Below are 16,247 nucleotides of genomic sequence, written 5' to 3'. Positions count from 1 at the left end.
ATAGATAGATGGTAGAAATGGGATTAATCGCTGCTGCGTTCCTCTCGCCGAAGTTGTCTTTGAATCTTTCTAATGGCCGATTCAATGGATTTTTCGGGTTCAATGATGTTGTACTCTCCCCAGAAATCGGGGTCAGAGAAACCTGAAGCCTCATCACTTAAGATGACGGATTTACGTATCCGTTGGCGATATTTCGGTCTTTCGTCCTTGCCGACCTTTTCCCAGTCGGTAACGGCCATTTCAGCGGTCATGCTGTATTGTGAATTGAACCATTTATCGGCCCAGTCCACTTTAAATTCCATGAAAACGCTGCTGTAGCCATAAAACCATTTTCCGTCTTTTTCCCGGTAATCCACGCGGTAGGATACTTCTGTGGGCCAAACGTCGACTTTCGCCGGTTTTTTGCGGACAAAAAGTTGTGCGGCCATATCCCTGTCCGTAATGTTCAGCGAAAATATGGCGCCTGTCATAATTTTCTTGTCCACATCAATATAGATCTCCCCACGATAAAGCGGCTCCAGCACATCTGGTCGTTGATCAAACTTGATGACATAGATCAATTGATCGTTGGTACGGGTGGAACGGTCAAATGTGAATTTGTAATCTTCCATCATTTCTTCCGAAAAAATATATTCTGGATACTTCATCAAATCCACATAGAGCGTATTGTAAGGCCCGCCTTGCAGTTTAAGGGCCACGGTGTCCAGTTTACTGTAGTCCGTGCTTTTTCTTGCTTTGTAAAGTTCCACGGCATCTTCCCTGTTGATATTATATGGCGTTTTATAGACATTGACCACGGCTTCTGCTAAGGATACATTCTTTCTTCTTCTTTTGATGGTTTCCCGATAGAAGGCTGTCATCAAAGTGGGATCGGTAAAATAATTTTCTCCTCTATTTTTCAAGGTTTCCCTAAAGAGTGCCATGGCATCCTTTGGAGCGTTGATGTTCACTTCGGATAATTGGGTCGCGGATACTTCAAGATAGATTTCGTTCTTTTCGCGTTGCAGGCTTGCAATAGGGATTTGCTTGGTCCTGTATCCCAAAAAGGAAACGATTACGTTTTTATCAAGGTGTTCCTTAGGGACCTTTAAAAGGAAGTTGCCCTCCGTGTTGGTAATGGTACTAATATTGGTTCCCTCTACAGTAAGGGTAGCAAAGACCAAGGATTTATTGCTTGATTCTTCTTTAACCTCACCGCTATATTCATTGTACTCCACGGGCGAAGCTTCTTCCTGTAAGGCCAGTCCCTGAAAGGGATTGATGAATAGCATGGCCAATAGGGCCACAATGGGCAACGAGTTGAGTTTTGGTTTTAAAATCAATGATGGGTTGATAGGTGACATAGGTGCAATTTTCTTTTTTTCCATTCTACTAAAGATACAAAAAAATGAACATACCCTCTTTCTTGGATTTCGTTAAAAAACCAAACAATTCTCTACATATCAACCGTTAAGCCTACCTAGTCTACCATAAAAAGGGCATTGGCAAAAAACAGTTTTCCGTTTTCCCAAAACCCTCGGAAGAGCGGGTTGTCCACCATATAGATAACCTGGCCGCGACCGTAGTTTTCCACCCCATAAATTAGGGTTTCCGAAATCCGTTTTTGGGCTTCTATGCCGGCAAAACCTGAAAACGGTTTGGTATTTTGCTCCAAGTACACCGCGTTGCCATTGTCGAGATACTCGAATGCGCTGCTGCCCAATTTCAAGGTAAAATAATCTGAACCGTATCCATAGGCCAAAGGATTGGAATTGTCCACCTTTGTTTTGAAGATGGCTCCTGTAATAGCTCCCTTGATGCGTTCCCTCTCCCAATCTTCATAAGGTTGTGGGGAATTTTCACTGGTATCCCTTTCCATTTTCTTTTGTTTGATCCCGAAACCATTTTCACCATCAAGGGCATTTATGGAGCCTCCCATGGCTATAATTTTTCCACCTTGGCGAACCCAGCTCTTCAGCTCGGAAAGTTTGTCTTCGTTAAATTGGTTGCCATAACGGCCGTCGGGCAAAATCAAAATGTGGTACTCGTCCAAATCCACCCTATCGGCATATTCATCATCGATTACGGTCAGAGGATAATGTAATTGCTGTTCAAAAAAGTGCCAAATTTCTCCAAACCGTAGGGTAGAAGTGGGGCCGCCGGACAAAACGGCTATTTTTGGCTTGGTAATCATTTGTATGGATGACGAACCAAAGTCTTTTCCTGAGTCTACAAAACCGGTGCTGGTCGCCGTAAGGTCTTTGTTGAATCTTTGGGCAACGGATTGCAAAGTAGTTATAAAATCCTCCTTGTTTTCATTATCACCTTTGGTGATGATCAAGGTTCCGCGATCAAAGGACTTGCCCTCGATGCCAAATGGATGGTCCGCTTTGCGAACCCGTATGCCCTCTTTGAGCAATGCTGCCAAAAAGCGGGCGTCTTCCATGCTGTTCCAATCCGCGAGATAGGCATAGCTCCCACTGTTGATGTTGGAACTTGCCATGGATTGTTGTACTGATTGCGGGGACACTGCGGAAGTGGAGGCAATGGCATCCAATCCGTACGCATAAGGGAGCGACCACGCAGTGATATCGTACGTCAATGAATCCGAAAGTTTGGCATTGGGTTCGAACAGCACTTTTACCAAGGTTCCTTTGGGTTGATCTGTAGATACGACCATGCCGTTTTTATTGATGGTCAGGCTACCTGTATTTCCAGAACTATAGCTGTGTCCTTTGTAAGAACCGCTCTCAAGGTCACCGTATGCAATATTGTGTTTTTCCAAAAGGGATTTAAGGGCATCCAATTTGTCTTTATCTCCTCGTAACACATAACTCTTGTACTTAAATGCCTTGTTTTGATGGAATTTTCTAAATTCTTCGTTGAGTTTTTGTGCATTTTGGGAAGAGACCTCAACCGTAGAGAGCCCCGTTGTAAAATGATGTGCAATCCGGTCTTTCAAGGTCAAGGTGTCGCCAATGGAGGTGATAATGCCCAATCCGGCCCTGCCGCTACCACCTTGTTCGTAGGTCATCCCAATGGAACCATTGTACATAGGGTAGGTATCCCCATAACTTGGATACAATAGGTCAAATACCTCTTTAGTAAAATAGAACCAACCATTGGCATCAAAATATTTGGCATGGTTTCTACCCAAGGTCACTTGAAAATCACGTTGGAAATCCGTTATCACTTCATGATAGGGCTCTGCGGCCGGTGCAAAATAATAGGGATTGTCCACACCTTGCTCATGGAAATCGACATGCACATGAGGCATCCATTGGTTGAACACCTTGAGACGCTGCTGGCTTTCCACCTGCGTTAACCAGGCCCAGTCACGGTTCAAATCGAACATATAGTGATTGCTCCTGCCGCTCCACCAACCCTCATGGTGTTCCTTGCTGTTCGGGTCCACCTGGTAAGGAGTGTTTTTGAATTGATTGTACCAGTTGCTGTACCGGTCCCGGCCATCTGGATTGATACACGGGTCCATGATAACCACGGTGTTTTCCAAATAGGAACTTTTGTTGGTCAACAATTCGTAAATGGTCTTCATGGAAGCTTCGGTGCTTACACTCTCGTTGCCGTGTACGTTGTAGCTTAACCATACAATAGCTTTGTTTGAATTTCCAGTGCCCTCGGTATCCTTTAAGTGCTCCTGACGGATGTTCTCCAAATTGGAGAGGTTTTCCGCTGAGGATACATAGGCCAAAATGAGAGGTCTCCGCTCGTTGGTCTGGCCGTAGACCGTTAACTTTACCCTGTCGGGGGCGGCTTCGGCCAAGTATTCGTAGTAATCCACCACTTCGTGATGACGACTGAATTGTGTCCCGAGTTCGTATCCCAAAAATTCTGATGGGGATTTTAATTGTTGTGCAGATACCGAAACGGATACTAAAAGAGCGAGAGAAAATAAAAATCTGGTCATGCTTGGGTTAATTGGTTCGACCAAATCTACTAATAAATTGAGGCAGATGCCTAATTTTTTGAACGGTTGGAGTATAAAATGGTGTAAAATTCAATTAACGTATTTTTAGGAACAGAAAAAAAGAAGAGACTTATCTTTGAACACCTCATTAGCGATTGAATGGAAGTAGAATGTATACCCTTTAGGGAGACGGGTTATTTTTCCCAACTGATTTGCGATTATTTGGAACAGAAAGAAGGATTGACTCCTTTTTATAATCGATATCCGCTGGCCGAAAATTTTGAGGCGCAGATTAAAGAGAAGATGGCCAACTTCCCCAAAGAAAATCGCACTGTGCTGGTCCAAGTCCTAAAGAACCAGTATCACGGTATCGACGCTTCCAAAGCGACCCAAAAAAATATGGAGGCCCTTCAAAAGGAGACCACCTTTACCGTGGTGACCGGGCATCAATTGAACTTGTTTACGGGACCCTTATACTTTTTATATAAAATCATATCTACCATCAATCTGGCCAAAAAGCTGAACAAGCAATATCCCAGCAACCATTTTGTGCCTGTGTATTGGATGGCTACGGAAGACCATGATTTTGAGGAAATCAACTATTTCAACCTACATGGCAAAAAGGTCCTCTGGAACAAAAAAGCTTCTGGAGCGGTAGGCCGACTTTCCACCGAGGGTCTGGAAGAGGTTTTTGATGTATTTGCGGCCGAACTGGGCCATTTGGGTCTAACGGACGATTTAAAATCCCTGTTCCAAAAGGCTTACTTGGAGCACGATACATTGACCGAAGCCACCCGCTATCTGGCGAACGCCCTCTTTGGGGAAGAAGGGCTGGTGATTGTTGACGGTGATGACAAGGCGCTAAAAAAACTATTGGTGCCCTATGCCAAAGCGGATATGCTGGAGCACGTTCCGTATCAAAAAATAAATAAGACCATCGAGGCTTTGCAGCAGGCTTCTTCGGATTACACCATTCAAGTAAACCCTAGGGAAATCAACTATTTTTATCTGGAAGATGGCCTCAGGGAACGTATTATCCTCAAAAAGGGGAAATACCATGTGATCAATACCCATTTGGACTTTACGGAGGAAGAACTCCTAGCGGAACTGGAAGAACATCCCGAACGATTTTCGCCCAACGTGGTGGCACGTCCACTCTATCAAGAAGTGATCCTGCCCAACCTGTGCTACATTGGAGGAGGAGGGGAGTTGGCCTATTGGTTGGAACTCAAGTCCTATTTTGATGAGGTGGGAGTTACGTTTCCGATGCTGATGTTGCGCAATTCAGCTTTGCTGATTACCGAAAAACAATCGGAAAAAGTGGAGCGGATGGGCCTAAAGGTATCCCATTTGTTCATGAAGCAGCATTCACTAATTAACAAGAAAATTCGGGATATTTCCAACATAGATATTGATTTCTCGCCCCAGAAAAAGTTGTTGGAAGAACAATTTCAGCACATGTACGAGCTGGCCGAGAAAACGGACAAAAGCTTTTTGGGTGCCGTAAAGGCCCAAGAAGTGAAACAAAAAAAGGGTTTGGACAATTTGGAAAAGCGTTTGTTGCGGGCCCAAAAGCGGAAGCTAAAGGACCATGTAGTTCGCCTGACTGAGCTGCAGAATGAATTGTTTCCCAATCAATCCTTACAGGAAAGGCAACTCAATTTTTCCGAAATGTACCTGCACATGGGTGAAAACCTTATTCCGTTGTTGTTGAAAACGCTGGACCCATTTTCCAAAGATTTTACCATTATTCGTCACGAATAGGGTAGCACCCTAAACTTTTCTATTTGGTTATTTTCTAAAAAAATTGAAAACCTTGGTAGGGTATTTTCCTTCCAGGTTGTTCCATTACCGTAAATAGCTATGAAAATTTAAATTTTGAGTTGGTTAACTCATATGTTTAGGTTGGTTTTGATTTTATTGAAAAGCCCCGGAGTGGTTCCCGGGGCTTTTTGTTTTTATAAATTTTGAGGGAGCTAAAACAGTTCCTTAAAATGTGATTTCACCTCAAAAAGGGTAGCCTCTTTCATGGTGTTGAAGCGAATATCCGCGTGACCTACACGCTCTTCAGGTCCGATACCAACACTATGAAACTTTCCAGCTTTGGCAGCATCGATACCTTTTTCAGCATCTTCAAAAACAATACAATTTTCTGGGGGGAGTCCCAATTTTTCAGCAGCGTAAAGGAAAATGTCCGGTTCGGGTTTGCTTTTGGAGACGCTGTTCCCATCGCCTATCACATCAAAGAAATGTGTAGCGTTCAATTGTTTTAAAACTTTTACGGCGTTCTTGCTAGCACTGCCCAAGGCAACCTTGAATCCCTCAGATCGCAGGTGTGTCAGAAGTTCGCGAGCTCCGGGGAGGTAGTCATCTGGAGTCATGTGATCAAGGCTTGCCACATAGATATCGTTCTTTTTGGTGGCCAGTTCCGCTACCGTGGCATCATCCAAAGTAACATTGTTGTGGTCCATAATTACCTTTATGGAGTCCATTCGGGAGATTCCCCTCAGTTTTTCGTTGAGTTCCCGGTTGAATTCCCAGTCCATATCGTCGGACAAATGCTTCCAAGCTTCATAATGCAGTTCGGCCGTATCGGTGATCACACCGTCCAAATCAAAAATGAATCCCTTGATCATGGTCAATAGTGTTTAGACCGCAAAGAAATAATGAAATCAGTTAAGAAAAAAACTATATAGCAATATGTTCTTTCCGAAGGCGGGTGTAAGGCGAATCCAGAACTGGCCGAACTGTTGATAACCCGTTGGAATTACTTGTGGGGAAAACTTGTCATAAATAACCTTTAAAAGATACTTTTGCAACTAAAGCAAATTGCTATTTTTGCCCATGCATAACAACGTACTCATCCTAGACTTTGGTTCCCAGTACACACAATTGATCGCTAGACGCGTTAGGGAACTCAACATTTACTCAGAAATTAAACCGTACAATAAACTGCCGGAAAATTTGTCCGATTACAAAGCAGTGATTCTTTCCGGGTCCCCGTCATCGGTGCGTTCGGAGAGTGCCCCGCATCCTGATTTATCTGAAATAAAGGGAAAAACACCCCTTTTGGGCATTTGCTACGGTGCACAATATCTGTCCCATTTTCATGGTGGCAATGTTGCGCCCTCCGCGACCAGGGAATACGGTAGAGCGAACCTTTCCTTTGTAAAAGAAGGAGAAGATTTTCTAAAGGGTATTGGCGAAGGAAGTCAGGTTTGGATGAGCCATAGCGATACCATCAAAGAACTACCCAAAGGCGCCATCCGGTTGGCGAGCACCCACGATGTGGAGAATGCGGCCTACAAGATTGATGGAGAGACTACCTATGGGATACAATTTCACCCCGAAGTATACCACACCACGGACGGAACCAAATTGCTCGAAAACTTTTTGGTGAACATCGCAGGATTGGAACAGGACTGGACGCCCGATGCATTTGTGGAAACCACTGTTGAGGAATTACGACAAGAAATCGGTGACGAAAAGGTCATTTTGGGACTTTCTGGTGGCGTGGATTCCAGTGTGGCGGCCATGTTGCTGCACAAGGCTATTGGAGACCACCTATATTGTATCTTCGTGAACAATGGTCTTCTACGTAAAAATGAGTTTGAAAGTGTACTAGATCAGTACAAGCATATGGGGCTCAATGTAAAGGGCGTTGATGCTTCGGCACGCTTTTTGGATGCCTTGAAAGGCGAATCCGACCCTGAAAAGAAACGAAAGATCATCGGAAGGGTGTTTATTGAGGTTTTTGATGATGAATCCCACCAAGTGGAAAATGCGAAATGGCTGGCACAAGGCACCATTTATCCCGATAGGATCGAGTCCGTTTCCGCCAGTGGAGGTCCATCAGCGGTGATCAAAAGTCACCACAATGTGGGAGGATTGCCCGACTACATGAAATTGAAAATTGTGGAGCCCTTAAAAATGTTGTTCAAGGATGAGGTGAGAAGGGTTGGTGCCAGTATGGATATGCCGGCCGAAATATTGGGAAGGCATCCTTTTCCCGGTCCAGGATTGGGAATCCGTATCTTGGGCGATATTACGGCAGAAAAGGTGGCCATTTTGCAAGAAGTTGACGCCATTTTTATCGAAGGATTGAAAAAATGGGGACTTTATGACAAGGTTTGGCAGGCCGGAGCTATGCTTTTGCCCGTAGATAGTGTAGGAGTTATGGGAGATGAGCGTACATACGAAAAATGTGTTGCGCTCAGAGCCGTGGAAAGTACCGATGGTATGACGGCCGATTGGGTGAATTTGCCCTACGAATTCCTTCAAAAAACCTCGAATGATATAATAAATAAGGTTAAAGGCGTTAATAGAGTGGTGTATGACATTAGCTCAAAACCACCGGCAACTATAGAATGGGAATGAAAAAATATATGTTACAACTGGTTGTTACCATGGTTCTTTTGTTGGCCATGGTGCCAGTTTCTGCACAAAACTATGCAACCCACGCGGTTAAGGAAGGTGAAACGCTCAAGAGCATTTCGCAAAAATATCGGGTGACCCCTTACAGTATTTTACAGGCCAATAAGGAAATCAAAACAGCGGACGATGTAAAGAAGAACACCATCCTTATCATTCCGTTGAATGGCAGTAAGCCTGCCGAAACCAAACCTGTAACCAAAAAGGAGGAGCCTCAGGAAGAAGAAGTAAAACCTATTCGCTTTACTAGACATAGGGTACGCAGAAAAGAGACCCTTTTTGGACTTACCCAAAAATATAATATTACCGAGGACCAACTGAAGCGATACAATACCCGATTGTACTCCGAAACCTTGGACAAGGGCATGGTACTCCAGATTCCGGTATACCCGGAAATAGACCCGGATGAAGAGAAGGAGCTAGATTTTGAAATCTACACTGTTAAGCCCAAAGAGACCCGTTGGAGTATTGCGCACAAATACGGAATCAGTGTAGATAGTCTTTTGGTACTGAATCCCGAATTGGATAAGAATACCAACTATTTGGCGGCTGGTGAAGAACTTAAATTGCCAAGGCCCAAGGGGGATAGTCTCAAAGAACAAAAGACAGAAATCTTTACCTCGTACACCGTACCACCCAAAATGACGCTTTACAGTCTGGGGCGTGAGTACGGCATTCCAACGGATTCCATCGTTCGTTTGAACCCCGAAATTATGAAGGAGGGTGGACTTAAGGAAGGTATGGTGGTCCGTTTGCCCAAGAAGCGCGAAAAAGGCAACGAAGTCAATACTGAAAATTATGTGTTCTACGAAGTAAAACCCAAACAGAACATCTTCAGGATTACCCAAAACTTAAAGATTACCCGCGACGAACTGTTCCGTTTGAACCCAGCACTTGAAAATGGATTGAAAGCTGGAATGGTATTGAAATTGCCCAAGGAAAAGGAAAAGGAGTTGGAGGTAAAGAATGCTCTCGTACTGGATAAGATCAACTTGGTGGACAGCATCGATGTGGCGAACAGGCCCAAGTTGGTGTATATGCTGCCGTTTCGATTGGACAAGGTGAATGTGGCCGACACCCAAAAAGCGGAAGAGCTCATTAAAAACAGAAGGGACTTAGCGATCAGCCTTGGTTTCTATACTGGAGCCATGGTGGCATTGGACTCCATCAAAAAGCTTGGGGTGTCCGTGGATGTCAAAACCTATGATACCCAATTGGACCAAGCCAAGGTCAAGGAAATCCTTCTAAGGGAAAATTTAACCGGTGTTGATGCTGTAATCGGTCCATTGGCTGCTGGTCCGTTAGATGAAGTGGCCGTTCAAGCCGCTGCCAAAAATATCCCTGTCATTGCACCGATTGCGTCCGACAGTAAACTGAGCCACAGCAATGTCTTTTTCTCCGTGCCCCAAGATGTGGTGCTTCGGGATAAAATGTTGGCCTATATGGAAAAAATCCACAAAGATGAAAATGTCATTATCATCGCGGATTCGACCCATCAAGTGGCACACGATTCCATTTTGAGCAAATTCCCCTCTGCCCAAATCGCTAAGGTAATCGACAATAAATCGCTTCACTTGGATAGATTTTTGGTCCAACTTTCAGAAGAAAAGGAAAACTGGGTGTTTTTGGAGACCGACCAAGTAAATATGGTGTCCAGTGTTACATCTATTTTAAATTCTGCCAACATCTCTAGATTGGATGCCGAAGAAACCGATAAACAGGTTAAGGTCCGCATGTTTACCACCAGTTACAACGGGGCATTTGAAGATGAGGCGGTCTCCAAAGCGCATTTGTCCAATTTGAAGTTTACCTATCCTTCGTTTTACCGCGAAACGGTCGACGATACTTTCACTCGGGCCTATACCAAAAAATATGACGGTCTGTTGCCGGACAGGTATGCCGTTCGTGGCTTTGATGTAACCATGGATGTTTTGTTGAAGCTCGCTTATAGAAAGAATCTTTTCGAGACCTCAAAATATATTGGTTTGACCGAGTATGCCGGCAACGGTTTCGATTATTATAATGATTGGACCTCAGGTTATTTTAACAGGGCGTGCTATATCATGGAATATGACGATCTTCGTATAAAAGAGGTAGAGCAAAAAAATGACAGCAAAAGTAACCTATAACGGCAATCTGCGCACCACCTGTGTGCACATACGTTCGGGCAGCGAATACATTACCGATGCCCCAGTGGACAACAATGGCAAAGGTGAGGCATTTTCGCCCACCGATACCGTGGCCACCGGCTTGGCCAACTGCATGATAACCATGATGGGCATAAAGGCACGTGACCTTGGAGTAGATCTAGAGGGCTCAACCGCCGAGGTGACCAAGCATATGGCCGCCAACCCAAGACGGATTTCCAAAATAGAAGTGAAATTGGAACTGCCTGCCTCGGTTTTAGAGAAACACCGAAAAATTTTGGTGCACACCGCAAATACCTGCCCAGTGCATTACAGCCTGCATCCCGACATTGAACGTTCAATCGAATTTAATTGGGTAAAATAATTTCCATAGCATGTGTCTTTTTGCTCGCTTTTTTGGGATTTGGACAAGAAATTGAGGAAGGGGTCCCATGGACGGAAAATGTTCGCCTTACTTGGGCCGACTTTAAGGGGAAGGTACCTCCAGCACAGCCTCCCGCTGCCACCACCGCAAGCGGCATCAGTTACTCCTATTCCGCCAATTTGTTGCACCACGAAGTAAAGTTGGATTTTGAGGTAAACGCCTATTTTTATCCAAACGAATCGTGGTACAAGCCCGAGCTCTGCGACGAAAATACCTTGGCACACGAGCAGCTCCATTTTGATATAACGGAGGTTTTTGCCCGAAAGATGCGCGAAAAACTACGTCGTACTTCTTTTTCGGATGATGTGAAGGCAGAAGTACGCAAGATTTACCACGATATCCTCAAAGAACTTCAGGAATACCAAGAGCGATACGACTGGGAGACCAATTTTTCCCGAAACCGGGAAAAGCAAGCGGAGTGGAACAGAAAAATTGCGGAAGCACTTAAAAATCAATCAAATCCTTGACCTTAAGTCCCAAGGCGTCTGCAAGTGCCTTCAAAGTACAGATGGAGGTATTGATGTTCCCTTTTTCTATAGAATTTATCTGACTACGTGAAATATTAGACTCGTATGAGAGGTCGTAAGTAGAGATGCCTTTTTCCTTTCTTACTTCCTTGATTTTTTTTCCAAGGGCTTTCAGATATTTTTCATCTCTAATTTTCGTCATGGGTCTAAAATCTCATATTTTGTTTAGATTTGTAGACCTATATATCGTACTATTTTATGATGAACAATAATCAATTGGATGAGTTGTCCCAAATAATCGAGAACCGCTACGGTACTCCTGAAACTTTGGCGAATTGGTTGGATTTGGCTGTGGAAATGTTGTTTTATGTGGAAGAGGATACCTTTTCCAGAGAGGAACTACAGGAAGTGGCCACTGCACTAAGGGCTGTGGTTCGGGTTTTGAGGGGAATGTGATTTCCATCAAAGAAGTAGTTAATACTTATTTAAGGCCGATTTTTTCTGCTATTTACACGGCCAAATCTTCACTTTTTGCCTCTAGAGGTTTCTTTTTCATTCGCATCAACAGGGCAAAACCAAAGGTGAGTACACCTACACGGCCCAAGAACATCAATAGGATGATCAGGGATTTTCCCACCTCGGACAAGTCGGCAGTAATCCCAGTACTTAGACCGACCGTTCCTAGCGCAGAGGCCACTTCAAAAAGGATTTTATCAAAACTGGATTGCTCGGTAAAGGAGAGCAAAAAGCTGAAAAGAAAAATCATAGATGTATAGAGGATAAAGGTGGATGTCGCCACAAAAAGCCGTTCCAAAGGAATGGTTCTTTTTAAGAAAGTGATTTTTTTCTGTCCGAGCAACCTGCTTTTTAAAATGGCTATCATGGCGGTCAATGTGGTTATCTTCATTCCACCGGCAGTACCGGATGGTGATGCTCCGATATACATCAAAAAAATGGTCAAAAGGAGTAGTGGCAATGTAAGCGAACTAATTGGTACGGTGTTAAATCCTACGGTGGTCATGGAGGTCATTGATTGGAAAAAAGCTTCCATCAACCGATGGTTGGATACCTTGGCATAAGGTTCGTTGAAATAGAAAATCAAGGTACCAATACCCAGCAGTAGGATAAATCCATACACTATAATCTTGGTGGTAAATGTGATGTTCTTTGATTTTCTGGTAATTCTGTACCACACATCGGTTATGACGATAAAACCAAGAGATCCCGCAATAGCTAAAATGGAAATGGTCCAATTGATCAGGGTATTGGCTGAAAAGCTCTCAAAACTATCATTGAACAGACTAAAACCGGCGGTGCAAAATGAAGACACGCTATGGAACAATGAGAACCATACCCCTTTTAGGCCGGTGATACCTTCTTGATGGAAAGCGATATAGAATGCTATGGTTCCCAAAAGCTCCATTACCAACGTAAAATAAACCACACTTTTTATAAAATCCTTGATCTTAATGGTGGCGGGCATGGTGAATTCCGCACCAATGATTTTTTGGTGCCATCGGGTTATACGCTTGGTGGTAAAGAGCAGGTAGTAGGTGGTCAGGGTCATATACCCAATCCCTCCTAGCTGAATAAGGATCATGATAATGAACTGTCCAAAAAAGTTATAGGAATCAAAAATACTTATTGTTACAAGCCCCGTTGTTGAAATGGCTGAGGTTGAAATAAAGAGGTTGTCTAGAATGGCAATATCAGTCTTGTGAAAGAGTGGGATCGACAGCAATAGGAAACCTATTAGCGTGTATAAAAAAAAGCCCCAAACTAAATTTAGTTGGGGTGATTTACTTATCTGGAATCTTTTGTATCGGGATAAAATTGTGCTGAACATCGAGGTTTCGGATTCACATATTCAAACAAAGCTAGGCCGATTTTTGAATAATACACCACTTATTTGTAAAATTCAATTTGGGATGGAATAAAATATTAGGTCCATAGATGGGCTTGTCGCATATTGGTCATACATCACACCTTAAAAAACCATCCTTGAGCGCAGCGATCTTATCCTCCCAGGTCACGATAAATTCTTGCGCTACGTAGCCTGTAAATCCGGTATCGTGGATAGCTTTAATGATGGCTGGATAGTACAGTTCTTGGGTTTCATCAATTTCGTGCCTGCCCGGAACGCCCGCTGTATGGTAGTGCCCAAAATAAGGATGATAGTTTTGTATGCTTCGGATAATGTCGCCTTCCTGGATTTGCATATGGTAGATATCGAACAACAATTTAAAATTGTCACTGCCCAAATGTTTGCACAGTTCCACGCCCCAAAGGGAGTTGTCGCACATATAATCCGGATGGTTCACTTGATTAAAAAGCTCCATTTGAATCACTACCCCATGTTTTTCGGCCAAGGGCATGATCTGCGAAAGCCCATCCACACAATTTTGTAACCCAACGTAGTCGTTCATCCCGTCTCGATTGCCACTAAAACAAATGAGGTTGGTGTAGCCCGCTTCGGCCACCTTCGGGATCATTTCCGTATAGTTCTTAATAAGCTGTTCATGATATTTGGGATTGTTCCATCCCTCGGTCAGGCTTATCTCGGCCCCATTGCACATGGAGCAGTGGATGTCGTATTTTTTTAAAATGGGCCACCTATCGGGACCCACCAAATCAATGGCCTTAACGCCCAACTCGTTCAGGGTTTTTAGAAAATCTTCCAGCGGAATATCGCTAAAGCACCATTCGCATACACTGTGGTTGATGTTCCCCTTGAGTTTGAACTCCTTACTGGGAGCTTGGGAAGCGGTCATGGCTGAGGTTGAGGCCAGACCTGCGGAGCCGATTGCGGCCGTGGCGATAAAATTTCTACGTTTCATTTTACGGATTTGTTCTTGGAAAGATAGTATTTTAGGCCTATAAATGGAAATACGTCCCGATTCACAGCAACTTTTGGAACTGGCACATTACAGAATACCCTTTGGTAAGTATAAGGGGCGTTATTTGGTAGATCTGCCCTTGGCCTATTTGGTTTGGTTCCGGCAAAAAGGGTTTCCTGAGGGCAAGCTGGGCAACTATCTCAATACCATGCTCACCATTAAGGACAACAACCTAGAACCCTTAATAAGAAAGCTACAAAAAGATTTTCCTCGCAAATCTACCTGATTTTTGCCCAGCAATTAGTAATTTTACGCCCCGTAATAGAAAGATCAATATGTCAGATACCAAGTACATTTTCGTTACGGGAGGCGTTACCTCTTCATTGGGTAAGGGAATCATCGCCGCATCCTTGGCCAAATTGCTGCAGGCCAGGGGTTACCGAACCACCATCCAAAAGTTAGATCCCTACATCAATGTGGACCCTGGAACCCTTAATCCGTATGAGCATGGTGAATGTTACGTGACCGATGATGGTGCCGAAACCGACTTGGATCTTGGACATTATGAGCGCTTCTTGAACGTTCGCACATCACAGGCCAATAACGTGACCACTGGTCGAATCTACCAAAGCGTAATCGAAAAGGAACGAAGAGGGGAGTTTTTGGGCAAAACGGTGCAAGTAGTGCCCCACATCACCAACGAAATCAAAGAGCGTATCCAAATTTTAGGGAACAGTGGCGATTACGACATTGTGATCACTGAAATTGGCGGGACCGTGGGTGATATTGAATCCTTGCCCTACATAGAAGCGGTTCGGCAATTGCTTTGGGAATTGGGCGAACATAACGGAATTGTAATCCACCTTACCTTGGTGCCCTTTTTGTCCGCAGCGGGTGAGTTAAAGACAAAACCCACGCAGCACTCGGTAAAGACCTTAATGGAAAGCGGTATAAAGGCAGATATATTGGTATGCCGCACCGAGCATCAGATTTCGGAGGATATCAAACAAAAATTGGCCCTTTTCTGTAATGTGAAGAAAGAGGCCGTAATCCAATCCATCGATGCATCTACCATTTACGATGTACCATTGATGATGCAGGAAGAAGGCTTGGATACGGTAGCCCTGGAAAAATTGGCACTCACCAATACCGTGGAGCCCAATTTGGACCAATGGAAAGAATTTTTGCAGAGGCATAAAAATCCGAAGGATAAAGTTGTTATTGGGTTGATCGGAAAATATGTGGAGCTTCCCGATTCCTACAAGTCCATACAAGAAGCATTTATCCACGCAGGAGCGGCCAATGAGGTGGAGGTGGAAGTGAAATCGATTCACTCCGAACATCTATCAGAAAAAAATATTGAAAAGAAATTACAGGGCCTCGACGGTATTTTGGTGGCTCCCGGTTTTGGGGAGCGCGGTATCGAAGGAAAAGTGACCGCTGTGAGATATGCAAGGGAAAACAACATTCCTTTCTTGGGCATTTGTTTGGGCATGCAAATGGCAGTGATTGAATTTGCCCGAACCGTACTTGGACTTTCTAAGGCCAATTCTACCGAAATGGACAAGGACACACCGGACCCTGTCATTAGTTTGATGGAGGAACAGAAATCCATAACCGATATGGGTGGAACCATGCGATTGGGATCTTGGGACTGCCACCTACAAGAAGGTAGCTTGGTAAAGCAAGTGTACGGGAGCTCCGATATTGAGGAACGCCACAGGCACCGCTACGAATTCAACAACAAATACAAGGAGCAGATGGAGCAGGCTGGTTTGATCGCTTCAGGGCTAAACCCGAAAACAGGCTTGGTAGAAGTGGTGGAAATTCCATCGCACCCATGGTTTGTGGGAGTGCAGTACCATCCTGAATACAAGAGTACAGTCGCAAGCCCGCATCCGCTGTTCGTGGGGTTCGTAAAGGCGGTGTTGACCCAAAAACATAAACAAAACAATGCCAGTTTGGCATAAAACGCGGTTTTGGGCATATATTTGCCCACTGGAATACCGTAACATAGTTCTACTAAACAATATT

General features: G+C 44.1%; 14 protein-coding genes. 8 read left to right on the top strand and 6 right to left on the bottom strand.

What is annotated here, in order from left to right:
• Positions 1–23: 23 nt before the first annotated feature.
• Positions 24–1,271 carry a carboxypeptidase-like regulatory domain-containing protein gene (locus tag GGE08_RS13935; protein WP_409553497.1) on the bottom strand — a complete coding sequence of 416 codons (1,248 nt, stop codon included), beginning with the start codon at positions 1,269–1,271 and terminating at the stop codon, positions 24–26.
• Between the two features lie 188 nt (positions 1,272–1,459).
• Positions 1,460–3,907 carry a M14 family metallopeptidase gene (locus GGE08_RS13930; protein ID WP_179385489.1) on the bottom strand — a complete coding sequence of 816 codons (2,448 nt, stop codon included), beginning with the start codon at positions 3,905–3,907 and terminating at the stop codon, positions 1,460–1,462.
• A 159-nt stretch (positions 3,908–4,066) separates the two neighbouring features.
• On the opposite strand from GGE08_RS13930, the gene bshC reads away from it, so the two are divergent.
• Positions 4,067–5,671, top strand: a complete 1,605-nt coding sequence (gene bshC, locus GGE08_RS13925) for a bacillithiol biosynthesis cysteine-adding enzyme BshC (RefSeq protein WP_179385488.1) — start codon at positions 4,067–4,069, stop codon at positions 5,669–5,671.
• Between the two features lie 212 nt (positions 5,672–5,883).
• Here bshC and pgmB read toward each other — a convergent pair whose 3' ends face one another.
• On the bottom strand, positions 5,884–6,543 hold the full coding sequence (pgmB, locus tag GGE08_RS13920) for a beta-phosphoglucomutase (protein WP_179385487.1): 660 nt from the start codon (positions 6,541–6,543) through the stop codon (positions 5,884–5,886).
• A 208-nt stretch (positions 6,544–6,751) separates the two neighbouring features.
• Here pgmB and guaA point away from each other — a divergent pair, with 208 nt between their 5' ends.
• From guaA to GGE08_RS13900, 4 genes are read left to right on the top strand one after another with little or no spacing between them, the layout of a single operon-like run.
• The gene (gene guaA, locus GGE08_RS13915) at positions 6,752–8,284 is read left to right on the top strand and encodes a glutamine-hydrolyzing GMP synthase (protein ID WP_179385486.1); all 1,533 of its coding nucleotides are present in this window, start codon (positions 6,752–6,754) and stop codon (positions 8,282–8,284) included.
• Positions 8,281–10,467: a LysM peptidoglycan-binding domain-containing protein gene (locus tag GGE08_RS13910; protein ID WP_179385485.1), complete on the top strand. Its 2,187-nt coding sequence runs from the start codon at positions 8,281–8,283 to the stop codon at positions 10,465–10,467. Before guaA ends, GGE08_RS13910 begins: the two co-directional genes overlap by 4 nt.
• The gene (locus GGE08_RS13905; protein ID WP_179385484.1) at positions 10,445–10,849 is read left to right on the top strand and encodes an OsmC family protein; all 405 of its coding nucleotides are present in this window, start codon (positions 10,445–10,447) and stop codon (positions 10,847–10,849) included. The genes GGE08_RS13910 and GGE08_RS13905 overlap by 23 nt, the downstream gene beginning before the upstream one ends.
• Positions 10,837–11,376, top strand: coding sequence for a DUF922 domain-containing protein (locus tag GGE08_RS13900; RefSeq protein WP_179385483.1), 540 nt, complete (start codon positions 10,837–10,839; stop codon positions 11,374–11,376). Before GGE08_RS13905 ends, GGE08_RS13900 begins: the two co-directional genes overlap by 13 nt.
• Here the strand turns inward: GGE08_RS13900 and GGE08_RS13895 are convergent.
• Complete coding sequence (locus GGE08_RS13895; protein ID WP_179385482.1) at positions 11,354–11,578, bottom strand: helix-turn-helix domain-containing protein; 225 nt, start codon at positions 11,576–11,578, stop codon at positions 11,354–11,356. The two genes, GGE08_RS13900 and GGE08_RS13895, sit on opposite strands and share 23 nt — an antisense overlap.
• A gap of 56 nt (positions 11,579–11,634) precedes the next feature.
• Here GGE08_RS13895 and GGE08_RS13890 point away from each other — a divergent pair, with 56 nt between their 5' ends.
• Positions 11,635–11,832, top strand: coding sequence for a hypothetical protein (locus GGE08_RS13890; protein WP_179385481.1), 198 nt, complete (start codon positions 11,635–11,637; stop codon positions 11,830–11,832).
• Between the two features lie 52 nt (positions 11,833–11,884).
• On the opposite strand, the gene GGE08_RS13885 is transcribed toward GGE08_RS13890, so the two are convergent.
• The gene (locus GGE08_RS13885) at positions 11,885–13,222 is read right to left on the bottom strand and encodes a TrkH family potassium uptake protein (protein WP_179385480.1); all 1,338 of its coding nucleotides are present in this window, start codon (positions 13,220–13,222) and stop codon (positions 11,885–11,887) included.
• A gap of 127 nt (positions 13,223–13,349) precedes the next feature.
• Entirely contained in the window at positions 13,350–14,213 is an 864-nt protein-coding gene (locus GGE08_RS13880) for a hydroxypyruvate isomerase family protein (protein ID WP_179385479.1), read from the bottom strand.
• 43 nt (positions 14,214–14,256) lie between these two features.
• On the opposite strand from GGE08_RS13880, the gene GGE08_RS13875 reads away from it, so the two are divergent.
• Positions 14,257–14,499, top strand: coding sequence for a DUF3820 family protein (locus GGE08_RS13875; RefSeq protein WP_179385478.1), 243 nt, complete (start codon positions 14,257–14,259; stop codon positions 14,497–14,499).
• 49 nt (positions 14,500–14,548) lie between these two features.
• Positions 14,549–16,183, top strand: a complete 1,635-nt coding sequence (locus tag GGE08_RS13870; protein WP_179385477.1) for a CTP synthase — start codon at positions 14,549–14,551, stop codon at positions 16,181–16,183.
• Positions 16,184–16,247 lie beyond the last annotated feature (64 nt).

The organism is Allomuricauda sp. ARW1Y1 (genome assembly GCF_013407935.1).
Classification (GTDB): domain Bacteria; phylum Bacteroidota; class Bacteroidia; order Flavobacteriales; family Flavobacteriaceae; genus Flagellimonas.
Note: the sequence above shows the minus strand (reverse complement) of the source record. Positions and strands in the feature narration are given on the sequence as shown.